We start from the raw sequence: 18521 nt of genomic DNA on the forward strand, positions 1-18521 counted from the left end.
ATCAGTAGATGACGGGTTCGGGCACCGGCGCGCCGAACTGGGTTTCGAGGAAGTCGAAGTCGCAGCCCTCGTGGGCCTGGAGGATGTGGCGGCCGAACATCCAGCCGTAGCCGCGCTCGTAGCGCGCAGGCGGCGGCGTCCACGCGGCGCGACGGGTGGCCAGCTCCGCGTCGCTGACCTCGAGATGGATGGTTCGTGCCGGCACGTCGACGCTGACGCGGTCGCCCGTCTTGACCAGCGCCAGCGGGCCGCCGACGAAGGCCTCGGGGCTGCAGTGCAGCAGGCAGCCGCCGTAGCTGGTGCCGCTCATGCGCGCGTCGGACAGGCGCAGCATGTCGGTCACGCCCTGTTTGAGCAGCTTGGTCGGGATGGGCAGCATGCCCCACTCGGGCATGCCGGCGCCCTTGGGGCCGGCGTTGCGCAGGACCAGGATGTCGTCGCCCGTCACGTCCAGGTCCGGGTCGTCCACCGCGGCCTTGAGGCTGGGGTAGTCGTCGAACACCAAGGCCCGGCCGGTGTGCCGCAGCAGGTGCGGTGCCACGGCGCTGGGCTTGATGACGACACCGTCCGGCGCCAGGTTGCCGCGCAGCACGGCCAGCGCGCCTTCGGCGTAGATGGGGTTGTCGAGCGGCCGGATGACGTCGTCGTTGAAGACCTCGGCGCCGGCGATGTTGTCGGCCACGGTGCGGCCGTTGACGGTCATCGCGGCCAGGTCGAGCGTGGCCGCCATCACGTTCATCATGGCCGGCAGGCCGCCGGCGTAGAAGAAGTCCTCCATCAGGTAGCGGTCGCCGCTGGGCCGGATGTTGGCGATGACGCCGACATGGCGGCTGGCCGCGTCGAAGTCGTCCAGCGTGACCGGCAACCCCGCGCGGCGGCTGATGGCCACCAGGTGGATGATGGCGTTGGTGCTGCAGCCCATGGCCATCGCGACGGCGATGCCGTTGGCAAAGCTGCCCTGGCTGAGCATCTTCGCGGGCGTCAGATCCTCCCACACCATCTGCACGATGCGGCGGCCGCATTCGGCGGACATGCGCGCATGGTTGGCGTCGGGCGCCGGGATGCTGCTGGCGCCGGGCAGCGTGAAACCTATCGCCTCGGCAATGCCCATCATGGTCGCCGCCGTGCCCATGGTCATGCAGGTGCCATGGCTGCGCGCGATGCCGGCCTCCATCTCGGCCCAGGCCTGGTCGCTCAGGCGGCCGGCGCGGCGCTCGTCCCAGTACTTGAAGGCGTCGCTGCCCGAGCCCAGCACCTGGCCGCGCCAGTTGCCGCGCAGCATGGGGCCGGCGGGCAGGTAGATGCAGGGCAGGCCCATGCTGATGGCGCCCATCAAGAGGCCTGGCGTGGTCTTGTCGCAGCCGCCCATCAGCACGGCGCCATCCACCGGGTGGCTGCGCAGCAGCTCCTCGGTCTCCATCGCGAGGAAGTTGCGATACAGCATGGAGGTGGGCTTGACCATGCTCTCGCTGAGCGAGATGGCGGGCAGCTCCAGCGGCCAGCCACCGGCTTGCAGGATGCCGCGCTTGACGTCCTCCACCCGCTGCTTGAAGTGGGTGTGGCACTGGTTGGCGTCGCTCCAGGTGTTGACGATGGCGATGACCGGCCTGCCAATGAAGTCCTCGGCGGCATAACCCATCTGCAGCACCCGGCTGCGATGGCCGAAGCTGCGGAAATCGTCCTTGGCGAACCAGCGCGCGCTGCGCAGCTCTTCGACCTTCTTGACGCTCATGCCTGGCCTCGCGCGTCGATGAGCCAGCCCGGCGCGTCCTGCAGCGCGACGGGGCGCAGGAAGCGCTCCATCGCGGCATGGCCGACGCTGGTCGTGAAGGGCTGGGTGGACGAGGGCCAGGGCCCGCCATGCTGCTGCGCGGCCGTCACGGCGACGCCCGTGGGCACACCGCCGAACAGCACGCGGCCGGCGATGCGCTGGGCGGCGGCTGCGAGGCGGCGGTTGTCCGCGGTGCCCGCGTCCGCGCCCCACAACGTCACGGTCAGGCTGCCCTGCACGGCGGCCAGCACGGCCAAGGTCTCGTCGAGGTCCTTCACGGTGACGACGAGGCAGGCGGGGCCGAAGACCTCCTCGCGCAAGGCCTCGTCGGCGATGAAGCTGGCGGCATCGGTCGCGAACAGATGGGCGCCCGGCGTGTCGCCGCCGGCCGGCGCGGCCAGCAGCGTCTTCACGGCCGCATGGCCATGCAGCCGCGCCACGCCGGCATTGAAGCCGGCGCGGATGCCGGCATGCAGCATCGCGTGCGGCGTGGCCGCGGCCAGGCCCTCGGCCAGCTGGCGCACGAAGTCCTGGCCCGGTTCGTCGTCGCGCACGATGACGACGCCGGGGCTGGTGCAGAACTGGCCGCAGCCCAGCGTGATGCTGGCCGCCAGCGTCGCTGCCAGAGTCGGGCCGTCGGCCTGCAGCGCCGCGGGCAGGGCGACGACGGGGTTGACGGAGCCCAGCTCGCCATAGAACGGGATGGGCCGCGGCCGCGCGTTCGCCTCGCGCCACAGCGCCTGACCGCCGCGCAGGCTGCCGGTGAAGGCGACGGCCTCGATGTCGGGGTCGCGCACCAGCGCCACGCCCACGTCGATGCCCGCGCCCTGCACCAGCTGCAGCACGCCCTCGGGCAGCATCAGCTCGGCCAGGCAGGCTGCGGCGAGATCGAAGACCGCGCGCGACAGCCCGGGGTGGCCGGGGTGGGCCTTGACGACGACGGGGCATCCGGCCGCCAGTGCCGAGGCGGTGTCGCCGCCCAGCACGCTGAAGGCGAAGGGGAAGTTGCTGGCCGCGAACATCGCCACCGGTCCGACGGGCATGGCGATGCGCGTCAGCCGCGGCCGGCCCTGCGGCGGCGTGCCGGCGACGGCGGGCTCGTCCAGCAGCGGCTGTGCTGCACCGGCCTCGATCTGGATCGCGAAGCCGCGCAGCTGGAAGACGGTGCGGTCCAGCTCGCCGTTGAGGCGCGCCGTGCCGAGGTGGGTCTCGCGGTCGGCCAGCGGCACCAGGGCCGCGCGCGCGGCCAGCAGCGCGTCGGCCAGCGCGCGCAGCAGCGCCGCGCGTTGCGAAACCGGGAGATGGGCGTAGACCGGGGCCGCCGTGGCGGCCGCGGCGCAGGCGGCCCGGACCTGGGCCGCCGTGCTGTCGGTGAGCATCATGGGTGGAATCCCGTGGGGGCGGGGTTGATGTGAGCGCTATCATAGGCGCGTGACGGACCCTGGTGGTCAGCGTTTACACCAGAACGAAGCACGCCGCACCTGCCCTGCCCATGAGCCTCCGCCTCCGCCGCCGCTTCGGCGCCGCCCTGCTTGTGGGCCTGCTCTGCCTGCCGGCCGCGGCCAAGCGCCTGCTGCCCGACAGCCTGACGGAAGACCTCGCTGCGCGCGAGCGGATCGCGCTGGACACGGGCAGGCGCTTCCGGCGTGGCGACCCGGATGTCGCGGCGGGTCGAGGATGGTGGCGGGGCCGTGCTCAAGCCCCGGATGCTGCCCAGTGCCAACGCCTTCATCCGCGAGCCTTCGCACCGCCATGTCCGTCCGGCCGGCGACCTGCCCGTCATGCAGGCGGGCTTCGACGACAGCGGCCGGCGCGCCGTCACGCTGCCGCACGACTGGGCCATCGAAGGCCTCTTCCTCGAGACCGGGCCTTATGGCGGCATGGACCGGCTTCGACTATCTCGGCGAGCCCACGCCCTACTACGAGTCGCGCTCGTCCTACTCGGGCATCGTGGACCTGGCCGGCTTTCCCAAGGACCGCTGCTGGCTCTGCCGGTCGCGCTGGCGGCCGGACCTGCCCATGGCCCACGTCTTGCCGCACTGGACCTGGTCCGAGCACATCGGCCGGGTCACGCCGGTGCATGTGTCCACCAGCGGCGACGAGGGCGAACTCTTCGTCAACGGCCGCTCGCAGGGGCGGGGCGGCAAGGGCGCCTGCGAGTGCCGGCTGTGCTGGGACGAGGTGGTCTAAGAGCCGGGCGAGCTCAGGGTGCTGACCTGGCGTGGCGGCCGGCCCTGGGCCAGCGAGACGGTGCAGACGGTGGGCGACGCGCAGCGTTGGCGCTGGAGGCGGATCGCCCGGTGAGACGGGCCGACGGCGACGACCTCGCCTTCGTCACCGCGCGTGTCGTCGATGCGCAAGGCCGCGCCGTGCCGCGCGCGCCGCAGGCGCTGCGCTTCAGCCTCGAAGGCGAGGGCGACATCGTCGCCACCGACAACGGCGACGCGACCAGCTTCCAGTGCGTCTCGTCCTCCCGCCGCAAGGCCTTCGGCGGCCAGGCGCTGGTCGTCGTGCGCGATCGTGGCAGCGAGATGAAGCTGCGTGCCGAGGCCGACGGCCCGCAGGCGGGCGAGCTGCTGCTGCGGGCCCGACCCTAGCGCGCGTCGAACTCCAGCCGCATCCAGCGCGCCAGCCGCTGGCCCGGCCTCAGCACGCAGCCCTGCTCGCGCCAGGCGGGGTGGTTGGGGGCGTCGGGGAAGAACTGCGGCTCCAGCGCGATGCCGGCGTGGCGCTCGAAGGGCTGGCCATCGCGGCCGCGCGAGTGCTGCACGAAGTTGCCGCTGCAGACCTGCAGGCCGGGGTAATCGGTGAAGAGGCGCATGGCCAGGCGGCCGTCCGTGGACGTCAGTTCGGCCGCGGCCCGTTCGCCGCGTGCGGCGTCCTCGTCGAGCACGAAGCAATGGTCGTAGCCGCTGCCGCGCTGCTGCTGTTCGCCCCGGCCCAGGCCGTCGCCGATGCGGTGCGATCGCCGCAGGTCGAACGGCGTGTCGTCCACCGGCGCGAGCTCACCGCTGGGGATCATGTCGGCCCGCACCGGCAGCATGTGGCCGGCGGCGACCTGCAGGCGATGGCCCAGCACCGGCGCCGTGCCGCCGTCAAGGTTGAAGTAGGGGTGGCTGGTCAGGCTGACGGGGCAGGGCGCCGTCGTGCGCGCGCCGAAGCGCAGCGTGAGGGCCGCGCGCACCGGGTCGACGCGGTACTCGACCTCGGCATCGAGCGCGCCTGGGTAGCCCTGGTCTCCCTCCGGCGAATGCAGGGCTAGGCGCAGATGCAGCGGCCCGTGGTCGACGACCGTCCAGGCCCGGCGGTCAAAGCCGTCGGGGCCGCCGTGCAGCTGGTTGGCACCTTCGTTCGCGACCAGCCGGTGCTCGCGTCCGTCCAGCGTGAAGGCCGCGCCGGCCAGGCGGTTGGCATAGCGGCCGACGACGGCGCCGAAGAATCCGGGCTCGGTCCGGTGGTCCGCCGGCGTCGCATGGCCCAGGATGGCCTCGCGGCGGCTGCCGTCCGGCATGGGTACCAGGCAGGACAGCCAGCGCGCCCCGTAGTTGCTGACCTCCAGCTGCAGGCCGCCGGTCGCGCCGAGTCGGTAGACCTCCGCCTTCATCGCGGCTCGTAGTCGAAGTGCGTGAAGTCCGCCATGCGCGCGCCGCCGCTGGTGTCGAAGGCCAGCATGCCGACGAAGGCGCCGGTGAAGGAGCCATGCTCGCCGCGGCCGCCCTCGTCGGAGATGACGCTGGCGTCCAGCGGCGGGCCCACGGGCTGCCAGCCCTGGCCCCAGTCGGCCAGGAACTGCAGCGCCGCGCCGTCGACGTCCGCGGCCAAGCGCACCGGCCCCTGGTCCGGCAGCTTCACGGGCTCGGCCAGCGGGAATTCCAGTCGGTTGTCGGGCCAGTCGCCGGGGCAGGAGAGGATGCTGAGGACGCGGCCCAGATCCTCCTGCCAGGTCACGACCAGGGCGTGGAACTTGTGGCGGTTGTAGTAGTGCGTGAGGCCGGCGGCCTGCTGGTAGCTGTCGGGCGCGAAGCCCGCCAGCGTGGTCTCCGCGCGGAAGCTCGCATCCTCCTGGCGGCGCGCGACCAGGCTCTGCTCGAACCAGCTGCCCACCGACTCGCGGCCCGTCAGGCGCAGGGCCGTGCCGGTCAGCGTGAACAGGCGCCCGGGCTCGGGCGTGCGCAGCCACTGGAACTCCGGCGGCAGCGCGGGGCAGTCGACAAAGCTGCGGCGCACTGCCTGGCGCGGTTTGGGCTCCACACCGGCGACCGGCGCCGGCACGTCCACGGCCGGCACCATGCCGCCATGCTCGAGATACAGCCAGTCGTCCTCGCCCCAGACGCAGCGCTGGATGGCCGTCTCGCGGCCGCGCGGCGAGCGCAGCGTGCCGGGCAGCGGCCGGCCGCAGAGGTGGGCGAGGTAGGTGCTGCCGTCGGCCAGCTCGACGACCTGGCCGTGGCCGGCGCGCTGCAGCGGCGCGTCGGGCGCGTCCTTGCTGCTGATGACGTGTTGCTGCGGATGCGTCTCGTAGGGGCCCGGCAGCGAGCGCGAGCGCGCCAGCGTCACCGCATGGCTGTAGCCCGTGCCGCCCTCGGCCGTGGTCAGGTAGTACCAGCCCTTGCGCCTGAAGAGGTGGGGGCCCTCGACCAGGCCTCGCGGGGTGCCGCGGTAGATGTTGGTGACGGGGCCGACGAGCCGGCCGCGCTCGGCATCCCATTCCTGCAGCAGGATGCCGCCGAAGGCCGGCGCCTCGGGCCGGCCGCCTGCTGAGCCGGTGCGGTGGTTCCAGACCATGTTGAGGAACCACTTGCGGCCGTCCTCGTCGTGGAAGAGCGAGGGGTCGAAGCCCGAGGAGTTCACATACACCGGGTCGCTCCACGGCCCATCGATGGACGGCGCCGTGACGATGTAGTTGTGCGCATCCTTGAAGTTGCCCTCGAAGCGCTTGACGTCGGTGTAGACCAGCCAGAACCGGCTGTCGGCCCAGGACAGACAAGGCGCCCAGACGCCGCAGGAGTCGGGGTTGCCGCGCAGGTCCAGCTGGCTCTTGCGGTTCAGCGGGCGCCCCACCAGCGTCCAGTTGACGAGGTTGCGCGAGTGGTGGATCTGCACGCCCGGATACCACTCGAAGGTCGAGGTCGCGATGTAGAAGTCGTCGCCGACACGGCAGATGGAGGGGTCCGGGTTGAAGCCGGGCAGCACGGGGTTGCGGATCATGACTTCGGGGTTCGATGGGTGGCAGCGCTGGCGCCCTGCAAAAGGTTACGCTACCATGAATCGACCGACGCGAAGGCTGAAGAGGATAGATCCGCTGGAGGCTCTACGGCAGAAGACGTCGGAACAACAGGGAGAATCCCGATCGGACAGGGTGGACTTGACAGTGTCACCTTTTTGATTGCGTAACCATCAATGGCGAAGAGCGTCCGGCACAGGGCGTCCATGCCTGGAGACAAGCGGTGATGCGTTTCTTGAAGTCGATGGCCGGGCTGCTGGCCCTGGCCAGCCTCGCCGGGCCGGGGCTGGCCTGCGATACGCCGGTGTCCGTCTGCGCGCGCGACCCGGGCCGCGGGCTGGCGCTGGTGAGGGCCGGCCTGCCGGCGGCCGTCTATGTGGATGCCGGCGCCGACGCGGCCCTGCAGCATGCGGGCCGCAACTTCGCGGCCGACCTGGAGCGCGTGGCCGGCAAGCCGTCGGCGCTGCTGAACCGCATCGCCGACGCGCGCGGCGAGGTCGTCGTCATCGCCGAGCTGGGCCGCAGTGCCGTGCTGGACGACCTGGTCGCACGCCGCAAGCTCAAGATCGATGGCCTCAAGAGCCAATGGGAGGGCTATGAGCAGGCCGTCGTCGACCAGCCCTGGCCGGGCATCGCGCGCGCCCTGGTCATCGTCGGCGCGGACCGGCGCGGCGCCGTCTTCGGCACCTACGACCTGTCCGCCCGCATCGGCGTCAGCCCCTGGGCCTGGTGGGCCGACGTGCCGGTGCGCAAGCAGGCCAACGTCTACCTCGCCGCTGGCTCGCGGCGCGACCAGCCGGAGGTGAAGTACCGCGGCATCTTCATCAACGACGAGGCGCCGGCGCTCAGCACCTGGGCGCAGACACGGTTCGGCGGCACCAACTCGGCCTTCTACGCCCATGTCTTCGAGCTGATCCTGCGCCTGCGCGGCAACTACCTGTGGCCGGCCATGTGGCAGCCGCGCGCCTTCGGCGCCGACGACCCGAAGAACATGGCGCTGGCCGACGCGATGGGTGTCGTCATGGGGACCTCCCACCACGAGCCCATGATGCGCGCCCACGACGAATGGACGCGCGCCAAGGGCGGCGCCTGGGACTACGCGAAGAACGGCGCGAAGCTGCGCGAGTTCTGGCGCGGCGGCGTGCAGCGCATGATGGGCCGGCCCGACGGCGGCGCCTTCGACAGCCTCGTCACCATCGGCATGCGCGGCGACGGCGACGAGCCCATGAGCGAAGGCACCGCCATCGGCCTGCTGGAAGGCATCGTCAAGGACCAGCGCAGGATCCTGGCCGACGTGACCCGCCGGCCGGCCGCCGACACGCCGCAGATGTGGGCCCTCTACAAGGAGGTGCAGGACTACTACGACAAGGGCATGCAGGTGCCCGACGACGTGCTGCTGCTGTTCTGCGACGACAACTGGGGCCAGGTGCGCCGCCTGCCGACGCAGGACCTCAAGCGCAAGGGGGGCTACGGCGTCTACTACCACTTCGACTATGTTGGCGGGCCGCGCAACTACAAGTGGCTCAACACCAACCAGATCGAGAAGACCTGGCAGCAGATGGGCCTCGCGCACCAGCGCGGCGCCGATGCGCTGTGGATCGTCAACGTGGGCGACATCAAGCCCATGGAGTTCCCCATCCACTTCTTCCTCGACATGGCCTGGTCGCCCAAGGCCATGACGCCGGCGGCGCTGGCGGCCTACCCGAAGGACTGGGCGGCGCAGACCTTCGGGCCGGCCCAGGCGGCGGAGATCGGCGAACTGGTCACGCGCTACAGCCAGTACGCGGCGCGGCGCAAGCCCGAGCTGATCGACCCGACCAGCTTCCCCCTCGGCGGCGCATCCGCCGACGCGCTGGACGGCGGCGATTTCGGCCGTCGCGTGGCCGAGTGGGAGGCGCTGGAGGCGCGCGTCGCCCAGGTCAAGCAGGCCCTCGGCCCCGACCAGCTCGACGCCTACTTCCAGCTCGTCGAGCACCCCGTGCTGGCCATGGCCAACCTCTACCGCCTGCACTATGCGGCGGCCTGGAACCACCGGCTGGCCAAGCTGGGCGACGCGCGCGCCAACGTCTTCGCCGACCGCGTCGAGGCTGCGTTTGCGCGCGACCAGGCCATCGCCGACCAGTACCACGCGCTGAACGGTGGCAAATGGGCCGGCATGATGCTGCAGACCCACATCGGCTACACGAGCTGGCAGCAGCCTGAGAAGAACATCATGCCGGCGGTGCAGCGCGTGGCCGCGACGTCCGGCGCGGCCGATGCCGCCGAGGTGCAGCGCCAGCTGGCGCGCGGCCGGCCTGCTGCCTCCGACGCGATCACCCTCGAGGCCCCGCGCTTCAGCCGCGCCGTCAACGGCAAGGGGCTGGCCTGGACCGTCATCCCCAACCTCGGTCCCGGCCTGGGTGCCGTGACGGCGCTGCCGCAGGGGCGCGGGCCCACGACGCTGGCCGACGGCGTGCGGCTGGAGTACGACATCGACATCCGGCAAGGCGGCGACCTGCTGCTGAGCCTGCACATGGTGCCCACGCTGGACACGCGCAACGCCGGCGGCATACGGTTGGCCGTTGCCATCGACGAGCAGCCGGCGCGGGAGCTCAGGCTCAACCTGGTGCCCACGGCCGGCCCGGAGCTGAGCCGCGAGGAGAGGGACTGGGCGCGGGCCGTCAAGGACAACGACTTCGTGCTGCGCGCCGGCTTCAAGGACGTGAGGCCCGGCCGCCACGTCATCCGCGTCTGGCGGCTGGACGACAACGCCGTGCTGCACAGGCTCGTGCTGGCACCGCAGCCCGCCGCCACGGCCGCGCCGCGCGGCGCGGCGGTCACGGGCCAGTACCGCAACCTGCTGCGCGAGATCCGCCCGGACATCGCCGAGGCCGACATCGACGCCAAGCTGGCCGGCTACTGGACCTCCCTGTTCGAGGGTGGTGCCGAACAGCGCGTCGTCTATCCCGCAGCCGCCACGCCCGACGGCCCCGCCGCCTATGTGCTGGACGTGGGCAACGCCGACGTGCGCAGCGAGGGCATGTCCTACGGGATGATGATCGCCGTGCAGATGGGCCGCAAGGCCGAGTTCGACGCGCTGTGGAACTGGGCAGCCACCCACATGCGCTACCGCACGGGGCCGCGCGCCGGCTATTTCCGCTGGCAATGCCAGCCCAAGGGCTGCGACAAGGACGCCGTGCCCGCGTCCGACGGCGAGGAGTACTTCGCGACGGCGCTGCTGATGGCCGCCTCCCGCTGGGGCAACGGCCGGGGCCTGTACGACTACGACGCCCAGGCGCAGGCGCTGCTGCGCACCATGCTGCACAAGGAGCAGATGAACGGTGGCATCGTCGACGGCGTGCGCTCCCTGTTCTCGCCGGTGCGCCGCCAGGTGGTGTTCGTGCCCGTGGGCGAGGCGGCCGACTTCAGCGACCCGTCCTACCACCTGCCGGCCTTCTACGAGATCTGGGCGCGCCGCGCCGACTCGCCCGAGGACCGCAGGGCTTGGGCCGAGATCGCCGACATCAGCCGGGCCTATTTCTCCGTTGCCGCCCACCCCAGGACCGGCCTGACGCCCGACTACGCCGAGTTCGACGGCCGCCCGCGCGTGCACGAGGGCCACGAGGACTTCCGCTACGACGCCTTCCGCACCGCGGTGAACTGGAGCGTGGACCAGGCCTGGTGGGACAGCAACCCCGACGCCGCGGGCCTGAGCCGCCGGCTGCTGGGCTTCTTCGCGGCCCAGGGCCAGGGCGGCAAGCCCTACCCGCATCTCTACACGCTGGACGGCAGTCCGCTGAACGACGAGCCCTCCAAGGGCCTGGTCGCCAGCAATGCCGTCGCGGCCCTGCTCGTCGACAAGGCCCTGGCCACGCGCTTCGTCAACGACCTCTGGGCGCTGGAGCCGCCCAGCGGCCAATGGCGCTACTACGACGGCCTGCTGCAGTTCATGGCCATGCTGCATGTGACGGGGCGGTTCAAGGCCTGGTGAGGGAGGCGGCCGGCGCGCGACCGCTCCGGGAGGACTCGTTATCCTGCCGCCCATGTACGCGACCTTCTTCGGCTTGAAACAAGCGCCGTTCTCGATCGCGCCGGACCCGCACTACCTGTTCATGAGCGAGCGCCACCGCGAGGCGCTGGCCCACCTGCTGTACGGGCTGGACGGCGGCGGCGGCTTCGTGCTGCTGACCGGCGAGATCGGCGCCGGCAAGACCACCGTCTGCCGCTGCTTCCTGGAGCAGATCCCGGCGCATTGCAACGTCGCCTACATCTTCAACCCCAAGCTCACCGTCACCGAGCTGCTGCAGGCCATCTGCGACGAGTTCCACGTGCCCGTGCGGCCGGGCGCGCAGACGGTGAAGGACTATGTGGACCCGCTGAACGCCTTCCTGCTGGCGCAGCATGCGGCGGGCCGCAACAACGTCCTCATCATCGACGAGGCGCAGAACCTCTCGGCCGACGTGCTGGAGCAGCTGCGCCTGCTGACCAACCTGGAGACGGCCGAGCGCAAGCTGCTGCAGGTGGTGCTGATCGGCCAGCCCGAGCTGCGCGGCATGCTGGCCCGGCCGGAGCTGGAGCAGCTGGCGCAGCGCGTCATCGCGCGCTTCCACCTGGGCGCGCTGTCGGAGGCCGAGACGGCGCAGTACATCCGCCACCGCCTCAACGTGGCCGGCCTCAGCGGCGCGCTGCCTTTCGACGCCGCGTCGCTGCGCCTCATCCACCAGCTCGCCCGCGGCGTGCCGCGCCGCATCAACCTGCTGTGCGACCGCGCGCTGCTGGGCGGCTATGCCGGCGGCCAGGCGCAGGTCACGCGAGGCATCGTGCGCCAGGCCGCGGCCGAGGTGTTCGATGCCCAGCACGCGGCGCCGGCGACCAGGCGCGTGTCGGCCCCGGTCGTCATGGGCCTGGCGGTGTTGGCCGCGGCCGTGGCCGGCGCGGGCCTGACCTGGGGGCTGCAGCGGCCGTCGCGGGCCGGCACCGCGGCGGTGGCCGTGGCCGCCCCTGCCGCGTCATCCCCCGCCAGCGCGGCCTCGGCCGCGGCGCCCGCCGCGAGTGCCTCGAGTGCCGCGAGTGCCGCCAGCAGCGCTGCGCCGGCTCCTGAACCGCTTCGCCTGGCCGACTGGACGCCACGCGACGGCGATGCCTGGGCCGCGCTGGCCCAGCGCTGGGGGCTGCCGCTGAGCTCCGGGGCCGACCCCTGCACCGCCGCTGCCCAGCGCGGCCTGCAGTGCTATCGCAGCGGCAACGGCAGCCTGTCGCTGATCCGCCTGATGGACCGTCCGGTGCTGCTGACGCTGCAACGCCCTGGCCAGCCGTCGGCGCTGGCCGCGCTGGTAGGGCTGGACGGACAGCAGGCCACGCTGCTGGTGGACGGCGCGCCGCGCCGGGTCGCGCTGCCCGAGCTGGCGGGCGCCTGGCGCGGCGAGTTCACCACCTTCTGGCGCGTGCCGCCGGACTATGCCCACCGGGCCGAAAACGGCGCTGCGCTGCGCGACTGGCTGGCTGCCCAGCTGGCCGGCGTGCCCGGCATCGCCGCGGCGGCCTCTGCCCCGCCGGGCGCAGCCGAGCTGAACCGGCAGGTCCAGGCCTTCCAGGCCAGCCAGGGCCTGCAGCCCGACGGCCGCGTGGGCCCCATCACGCTGATGCAGATCAACCGGGCCACCGGCGTGGCCGAGCCGCGCCTGGACGTGGCGCGCTGAGAATCGACCCACCGCCATGTCCTACATCCTCGATGCCCTGCGCCGGGCCGAAGCCGACCGCGAACGCGAGCGCGGCCAGGTGCCGGGCCTGCACACACCGCCGTCCGGCCGCGAGGCCGCGTCGGACGCTGGCCCGCGCCGCTGGTGGCCATGGGCCGGCGGCGGCCTGCTGCTGCTCGCCGGCATTGCCGCCGGCAGCTGGTGGGCGGGCGGTGGTCCCGACGCGGCCAAGCCGCTGCCGCCGCAGACGCAGCCCGCGCCAGCGGCCACCGCGGTACTGCCCAGCGCACCACCCGCGCAGCAGGCCGTCGCCCTGCCGCCCCCGCAGCAGCCCGCGGCGTCGGGCTCGCCCTATCTGCCGCCCGCGCCACCGCCCGCCGCACCGGCGCCGCAATCCGCCGGCGCCGCCGTACCGGCGCCCGAAGCCCGCATTCCGCGACTGGCCGATTTGCCCGAGAGCCTGCGCCGCGAGCTGCCAAAGCTGGCGATCAGCGGCTCGGTCTACTCGGAAGACCCGGCCAGCCGCTTCGTGATCGTCAACGGCGAGGTGCTGCGCGAAGGCGCCAAGGTGGGTTCCGACCTGGTGCTGGAGCAGATCCGCACGCACGAGCTGGTGCTGCGCTTCAAGGGCCAGCGCTACCGGCAGCCGGTCTAGGGGCGGCGGTCGTCGCGCAAACCGGCCTCAGGCCCGGAGCTGCCCGGAAAGCCGTGCATCCAGCTTGTGCCAGAGCCGTGCGAAGCGGTGCTCGGGCAGGCGGCCGAACTCGTCCCGGGGCATCCAGCGGACATCGTCGACCTCGGACCACTGCGGCCTGACCTGCACCGGGGCGCTCAGGCGATACAGGTAGATGAAGTCATGGTGAACATGCTCACCTTCATGCTTGCGGGGGTTGCGCGGGATGGGGTGGGTGTCTATGTCGAGCGGCGCCTCGCAGCCCGGTGCGCAGGGCCAGGGCGACAGGTCGACCACACCGGTTTCCTCCGCCACCTCGCGGGCGGCCGAAACGGCAAGTGCTTGCAGGCCCTCATGGTGGCCGCCGGGCTGCAGCCAGCGAGCCAGGCCCTTGTGGTGGATCATCAAGATGGCATCGGCCCTATCGTCGTAGACCAGTGCGCTGGTGGTGATATGTCCACGCATGTTGCCGCGATCAAAGATGTTGTCGGCGTCATCCGCCAGCTGGTCGACGAGGCCCTGCAAGCCTGAGGCTTCGGCTGTGTAGATCCGGAGATAGTTGCCCAGCTGATGGCGTGCCTCGGCGATCGGGTCGGCGTGGGGCGCTGCATTCATGAGGCGATTATGGGCAGCGCAGCCGGCCTAGCCGAACTCGGCGCGCAAGGCGCCGTAGAGCCTCTGGAAGCGCTCGTGGCGCGGACGCAGTTCGGCGGCCAGCGCGGCGTCGGGTTCGGCCACGCTGGCGATGTCGGGCGTGCGGCAGACCACGTCGACGTGGCCGCCGCAGGCCAGCCAGGCCAGGCGGGCCGCGCCCAGCGCGCCGCCGGCCTCGGCACCCACACCGTTGACGAGGCGCGTGTCCAGCAGCGAGGCGAGCAGCCCGGCCCACCATGTGCTGCGCGCGCCGCCGCCGACCAGCCACAGCGACTCGGCCGCGCCGCCGCCGGCCCGCAAGGCCCGCCAGCCGTCCAGCAGGCCGAAGCCCACGCCTTCCAGCACCGCATAGCCCAGGGCCGCGGCGCCGTGCTCATGCGTGAGGCCGAAGAACACGCCCTGCGCGTTGGCGTTGTTGTGCGGCGTGCGCTCGCCGCTCAGGTAGGGGAGGAAGAGGGGCGCCCGTTCGCGCTGGGCCGGCGTCAGCGCCTCGACCCTGGCGATCAGCTGCGCCTCGCCGGGCTCGCCCAGCAGCTGCGTGACCCAGCGCAGCGCGCTGGCGGCGCTGAGCATGACGCTCATCTGGTGCCAGGCGTTCGGCAGCGCGTGGCAGAAGGCATGCACGGCGCGCGCCGGGTTGGGGCTGAAGCGTTCGTTGCACAGGAAGATGACGCCCGAGGTGCCGAGGGACAGGAAGCCCTGGCCCGGCTGCACGACGCCCATGCCGACGGCGCTGGCGGCGTTGTCGCTGCCGCCGCCCGCGATGGGGATGCCGACAGGCAGGCCCCAGCGCGTGGCCAGATCGGGCTTGAGCCCGGCGCTGGCGTCGCTGCCCTCGACGAGGCGCGGCATATGGCTTTCGCTGAGCCCGGTCAGCGCCAGCGCCTCGGGCGACCAGCGGCGCCGGGCCACGTCCAGCCACAGCGTGCCGGCGGCGTCGCTCATCTCGCTGACGAACTCGCCGCTGAGCTGCAGGCGCAGCCAGTCCTTGGGCAGCAACACCTTGGCGACGCGGGCGAACAGCTCGGGCTCATGCTGGCGCATCCACGCCAGCTTGGGGGCCGTGAAGCCCGGCATCGCCAGGTTGCCGGTGATGGCCGGCAGCTCGGGGCAGGCGGCCATCATCTCGGCGCATTGCGCGGAGCTGCGACCATCGTTCCACAGGATGGCCGGCCGCAACACGCGGCCGGCCGCGTCCAGCGTGACGGCGCCATGCATCTGCCCCGAGAGCCCGATACCGCGTACCTGCGCCAGCGCCGCGCCATGGGCCTGCCTGAGGCTGGCCATGCCTTCGTCGAGCGCGGCCCACCAGGCGGCCGGGTCCTGCTCGCTCCAAAGCGGCCGGGGCCGCTGCACGGTAAGCGCGACGCCGGTGGTCGCGATGATGTGGTGCCGCTCGTCGAGCAGCAGCAGCTTCAGCTCGGAGGTGCCGAGGTCGATGCCTAGAAACATGGTGTGGTTGGTTGTCAGCGGTGCGTTGCCTTCGGGCCGGGCGCGGGGCCGATTTCAGGGCGGCCCGGGCTGGCGATGTGCCTGCCGGTCGATCCGGCAAGCACGTCGCCGTCCCCTCGTTGGACGAGGGGCACGCGTCCTTAGACGAAGTTGTTGACGATGTTCTCCAGGCGCTCCTGGCGGCCGGAACGCGGTGCGGGCGAAATGCCCTGGGCGTGCACGAGGGCCGCGAGCTCATCGAGGCTGGCGCCGCCGTGGATCTTCCGGCCCAGCTCGCCGTTCCAGCCGGCATAGCGCTCGCTGACCGTCTTCTCCAGCTGACCGCTCTCGTGCAGCGCGGCGGCGGCCAGGAAGGCGCGGGCCATGGTGTCCATGCCGCCGATATGGCCCTCGAGCTGGTCGATGGGGTCGATGGACTGGCGGCGCACCTTGGCGTCGAAGTTGGTGCCGCCGGTGGTGTAGCCGCCGTGGCGGATCATCTCCAGCATGGCCGGCACCAGAGCCGCGTGGTTGTTGGGGAACTGGTCGGTGTCCCAGCCCAGCTGCTCGTCGCCGCGGTTGGCGTCGAGAGACCCGAAGATGCCCAGCGCGCAGGCGGTGGCCACCTCATGCTCGAAGCTGTGGCCGGCCAGCGTCGCGTGGTTGACCTCGATGTTGACCTTGACCTCCTTCTCCAGGCCATAGGTCTTCAGGAAACCGTAGACCGTGGCGCTGTCGTAGTCGTACTGGTGCTTGGTGGGCTCCTGCGGCTTGGGCTCGATGAGGATGCTGCCCTGGAAGCCGATCTTGTGCTTGTGCTCGACGACGGACGCGAGGAAGCGGCCGTACTGGGCCAGTTCGCGCTTGAGGTCGGTGTTCAGCAAAGTCTCGTAGCCCTCGCGGCCGCCCCACAGCACGTAGTTGGCGCCGCCCAGGCGTTGGGTCCACTCCAGCACATGCTTGACCTGCGCGGCGGCGTAGGCATAGACCTCGGGGTCGGGGTTGGTGGCGGCGCCGCTCATGAAGCGGCCGTTGGAGAACAGGTTGGCCGTGCCCCACAGCAGGCCCACCTTGCCGTCCTGCATCTTCTTCGCCGCGGCTTCGAGCAGGCCGTCGAGGATGCGGTTGGACTCGGCGAGCGTGGCGCCTTCGGGGGCCACGTCGCGGTCATGGAAGCACCAGTAGGGCAGGCCCAGCTTGCCGAAGAAGTCGAAGGCGGCGTCCAGCTTCAGGTGGGCGGCCTTGATGGGGTCGGCCTCGTTGAACCAGGGGCGCTGGAACACGGTGTTGCCGAGGCCGAAGACGTCCTCGCCCTTCCAGCAGAAGTTGTGCCAGTAGCAGACGGCCGGGCGCAGGTGCTCGGCCAGCGTCTTGCCGAGGACCACGCGCTTCGCGTCGTACCAGCGGTAGGCCAGCGGGTTGGTGGAGGAGGGGCCTTCGTACTGGACGACGGGGAGATCGGAATAGACGGTGCTCATGGCGGGAGTCCTTACTGCGGGATCAGGGTGGGTGGGAATCAGGCGGTGGCCGGCACGGCGTTGGCCGCACCGGCGTCGTCATCGGAGCCGGCGCCGGCCTGGCGGCGGCGCTGGGCGAGTTCGTCGGCCATGCGCAGCGTGGTCTGCTTGTCCAGCTTGTTGGCCAGCAGGCACAGCGTGCAGGCGGCGAACAGGCCGCCGACGACGAAGCTGGACGCGACGCGGTAGCCGGCGATGGCGTCGGGCGCGGCGGGCTGCTGGGTGTCGTAGCCGAAGAAGCCGGCCAGCAGCCACAGGAAGCTGGCCGAACCCAGGGCCAGGCCGGCCTTCAGCGAGAAGCCGATGGTCGCGAACACCATGCCGGTGAAGCGCCGGCCGGTCTGCCATTCGGAGTAGTCGGCGGCGTCGGCATACATGGACCACATGACGGCCACGGTGGGTGCGTAGACGACGGCGCTGAGCATGTGCAGGCCCAGCATGGCCCAGACGGCGTCGGACGGCAGCAGGTACATCGCGCAGGCCGTCAGCGTGCACAGGCCGAAGCAGACGACGCCAATGGCGCGGCGGCCATAGCGCGCCGACAGGCCCATGGACAGCATGATGACGACGATGGTGGTCGCCGTGCCGGCCATGTTGATGATGCTGTTGAAGACGTCGGCGACGTTGGAGCTGGCGAGCTGCTCGCGCGTGCCGTGCACGATGTAGCCCAGCGCATCGGCCAGGCTGCCGGTGCCGGCCGCGTCGGGCGTCGTCAGGCCAAGGGTTGCGACGACGTCGAACATCGCGGCCTTGTCGGCGTAGTGGTGGTAGTAGTTGTAGTGGGCGCCGCCGCGCAGGGCCAGCATGCCGAACTGGAAGACGGTATAGGCCACCAGCGCGATCCAGGGGCCGTTCTTCAGCAGGTCGGCGAAGTCCTGGCGGGGCGAACTTCTGGTCTCGACGATGGGCTTGATGCGTTCCTTGGTCGTGAAGAAGGTGACGAGGAAGAGCACCAGGCAGGCTGCGGCCCAGATCGTCATCGTGACCTGCCAGCCATGGGCGCGGTCCGCGCCCTGCGCGAACTTGGCCACCAGCGGCAGCGTGAGGCCGCCCACCGCGAACTGCGCGACGTTGACCGACACGAAGCGGTAGGAGTTGAGCTTGGTGCGCTCGTTGAGGTCGCCGGTCATGACGCCGCTCATGGCCGAGTAGGGCATGTTGTTCATGCTGTACAGCGTCATCAGGAGCGTGTTGGTGATGCCGGCATAGGCCACCACCATGCCGGTGCTCCAGCCCCAGGCCGGGTCGGGTGCGGTGTAGGCCAGCACCATGACGACGGCCCAGGGCACCGAGGTCCACAGCACCCAGGGGCGGAACTTGCCCCAGCGCGTGCTGGTGCGGTCGGCCAGAACACCCATGACGGGGTCGAAGACGGCGTCCCACAGCCGCGGCCACAGCAGGATGGCCGCGGCCGTGTTGGCGGACAGGCCGAACACGTCCGTGTAGAAGTTCAGCTGGAACAGGATCATGGACATGAAGACCAGGTTGGCCGCGGCGTCGCCGCAGCTGTAACCGGCCTTCTCCATGAAGGACAGGGGCTGGTGGATGGTGGCCATGGGTTTGTCTCGTCTGT

Annotated in this window: 13 protein-coding genes; 5 read left to right on the top strand and 8 right to left on the bottom strand. The window is 71.5% G+C overall.

Annotation, left to right across the window (positions count from 1 at the left end; all coding sequences use genetic code 11):
• Position 1 precedes the first annotated feature (1 nt).
• Positions 2-1732 (bottom strand): L-arabinonate dehydratase, encoded by a 1731-nt coding sequence (gene araD, locus JOY88_RS19180; RefSeq protein WP_293504241.1) that lies wholly within the window; start codon positions 1730-1732, stop codon positions 2-4.
• Complete coding sequence (locus tag JOY88_RS19185; protein WP_524539237.1) at positions 1729-3153, bottom strand: aldehyde dehydrogenase (NADP(+)); 1425 nt, start codon at positions 3151-3153, stop codon at positions 1729-1731. Before JOY88_RS19185 ends, araD begins: the two co-directional genes overlap by 4 nt.
• A 490-nt stretch (positions 3154-3643) precedes the next feature.
• Between JOY88_RS19185 and JOY88_RS19190 the strand changes: the two genes are divergently transcribed.
• Entirely contained in the window at positions 3644-3961 is a 318-nt protein-coding gene (locus tag JOY88_RS19190; protein ID WP_293504242.1) for a DUF4982 domain-containing protein, read from the top strand.
• Positions 3940-4368 (top strand): Ig-like domain-containing protein, encoded by a 429-nt coding sequence (locus tag JOY88_RS19195; protein ID WP_524539239.1) that lies wholly within the window; start codon positions 3940-3942, stop codon positions 4366-4368. The genes JOY88_RS19190 and JOY88_RS19195 overlap by 22 nt, the downstream gene beginning before the upstream one ends.
• On the opposite strand, the gene JOY88_RS19200 is transcribed toward JOY88_RS19195, so the two are convergent.
• Both JOY88_RS19200 and JOY88_RS19205 read right to left on the bottom strand, forming a co-directional pair.
• A complete protein-coding gene (locus JOY88_RS19200; RefSeq protein ID WP_293504244.1) occupies positions 4365-5375 on the bottom strand; it encodes an aldose epimerase family protein in 1011 nt (336 codons plus the stop codon). The two genes, JOY88_RS19195 and JOY88_RS19200, sit on opposite strands and share 4 nt — an antisense overlap.
• A complete protein-coding gene (locus JOY88_RS19205; protein ID WP_293504245.1) occupies positions 5372-6979 on the bottom strand; it encodes a glycoside hydrolase family 43 protein in 1608 nt (535 codons plus the stop codon). The genes JOY88_RS19200 and JOY88_RS19205 overlap by 4 nt, the downstream gene beginning before the upstream one ends.
• A gap of 242 nt (positions 6980-7221) precedes the next feature.
• Between JOY88_RS19205 and JOY88_RS19210 the strand changes: the two genes are divergently transcribed.
• From JOY88_RS19210 to JOY88_RS19220, 3 genes are read left to right on the top strand one after another with little or no spacing between them, the layout of a single operon-like run.
• Positions 7222-10965 carry a glycosyl hydrolase family 8 gene (locus JOY88_RS19210; protein WP_293504246.1) on the top strand — a complete coding sequence of 1248 codons (3744 nt, stop codon included), beginning with the start codon at positions 7222-7224 and terminating at the stop codon, positions 10963-10965.
• A 52-nt stretch (positions 10966-11017) separates the two neighbouring features.
• Entirely contained in the window at positions 11018-12673 is a 1656-nt protein-coding gene (locus JOY88_RS19215; RefSeq protein WP_293504247.1) for an ExeA family protein, read from the top strand.
• A 16-nt stretch (positions 12674-12689) separates the two neighbouring features.
• Complete coding sequence (locus JOY88_RS19220) at positions 12690-13328, top strand: general secretion pathway protein GspB (protein WP_293504248.1); 639 nt, start codon at positions 12690-12692, stop codon at positions 13326-13328.
• A 27-nt stretch (positions 13329-13355) separates the two neighbouring features.
• Here the strand turns inward: JOY88_RS19220 and JOY88_RS19225 are convergent, their stop codons facing one another.
• From JOY88_RS19225 to JOY88_RS19240, 4 genes are all read right to left on the bottom strand, one after another.
• Positions 13356-13961 (bottom strand): NUDIX hydrolase, encoded by a 606-nt coding sequence (locus tag JOY88_RS19225; RefSeq protein WP_293504249.1) that lies wholly within the window; start codon positions 13959-13961, stop codon positions 13356-13358.
• 27 nt (positions 13962-13988) lie between these two features.
• On the bottom strand, positions 13989-15452 hold the full coding sequence (gene xylB, locus JOY88_RS19230; RefSeq protein ID WP_293504250.1) for a xylulokinase: 1464 nt from the start codon (positions 15450-15452) through the stop codon (positions 13989-13991).
• A gap of 140 nt (positions 15453-15592) precedes the next feature.
• Positions 15593-16909 carry a xylose isomerase gene (xylA, locus tag JOY88_RS19235; RefSeq protein WP_293504251.1) on the bottom strand — a complete coding sequence of 439 codons (1317 nt, stop codon included), beginning with the start codon at positions 16907-16909 and terminating at the stop codon, positions 15593-15595.
• Between the two features lie 38 nt (positions 16910-16947).
• Positions 16948-18504 (bottom strand): MFS transporter, encoded by a 1557-nt coding sequence (locus tag JOY88_RS19240; RefSeq protein WP_293504252.1) that lies wholly within the window; start codon positions 18502-18504, stop codon positions 16948-16950.
• Between the last annotated feature and the right edge of the window lie 17 nt (positions 18505-18521).

Source organism: Roseateles sp. (genome assembly GCF_019237615.1).
Lineage (GTDB): Bacteria > Pseudomonadota > Gammaproteobacteria > Burkholderiales > Burkholderiaceae_C > Pelomonas.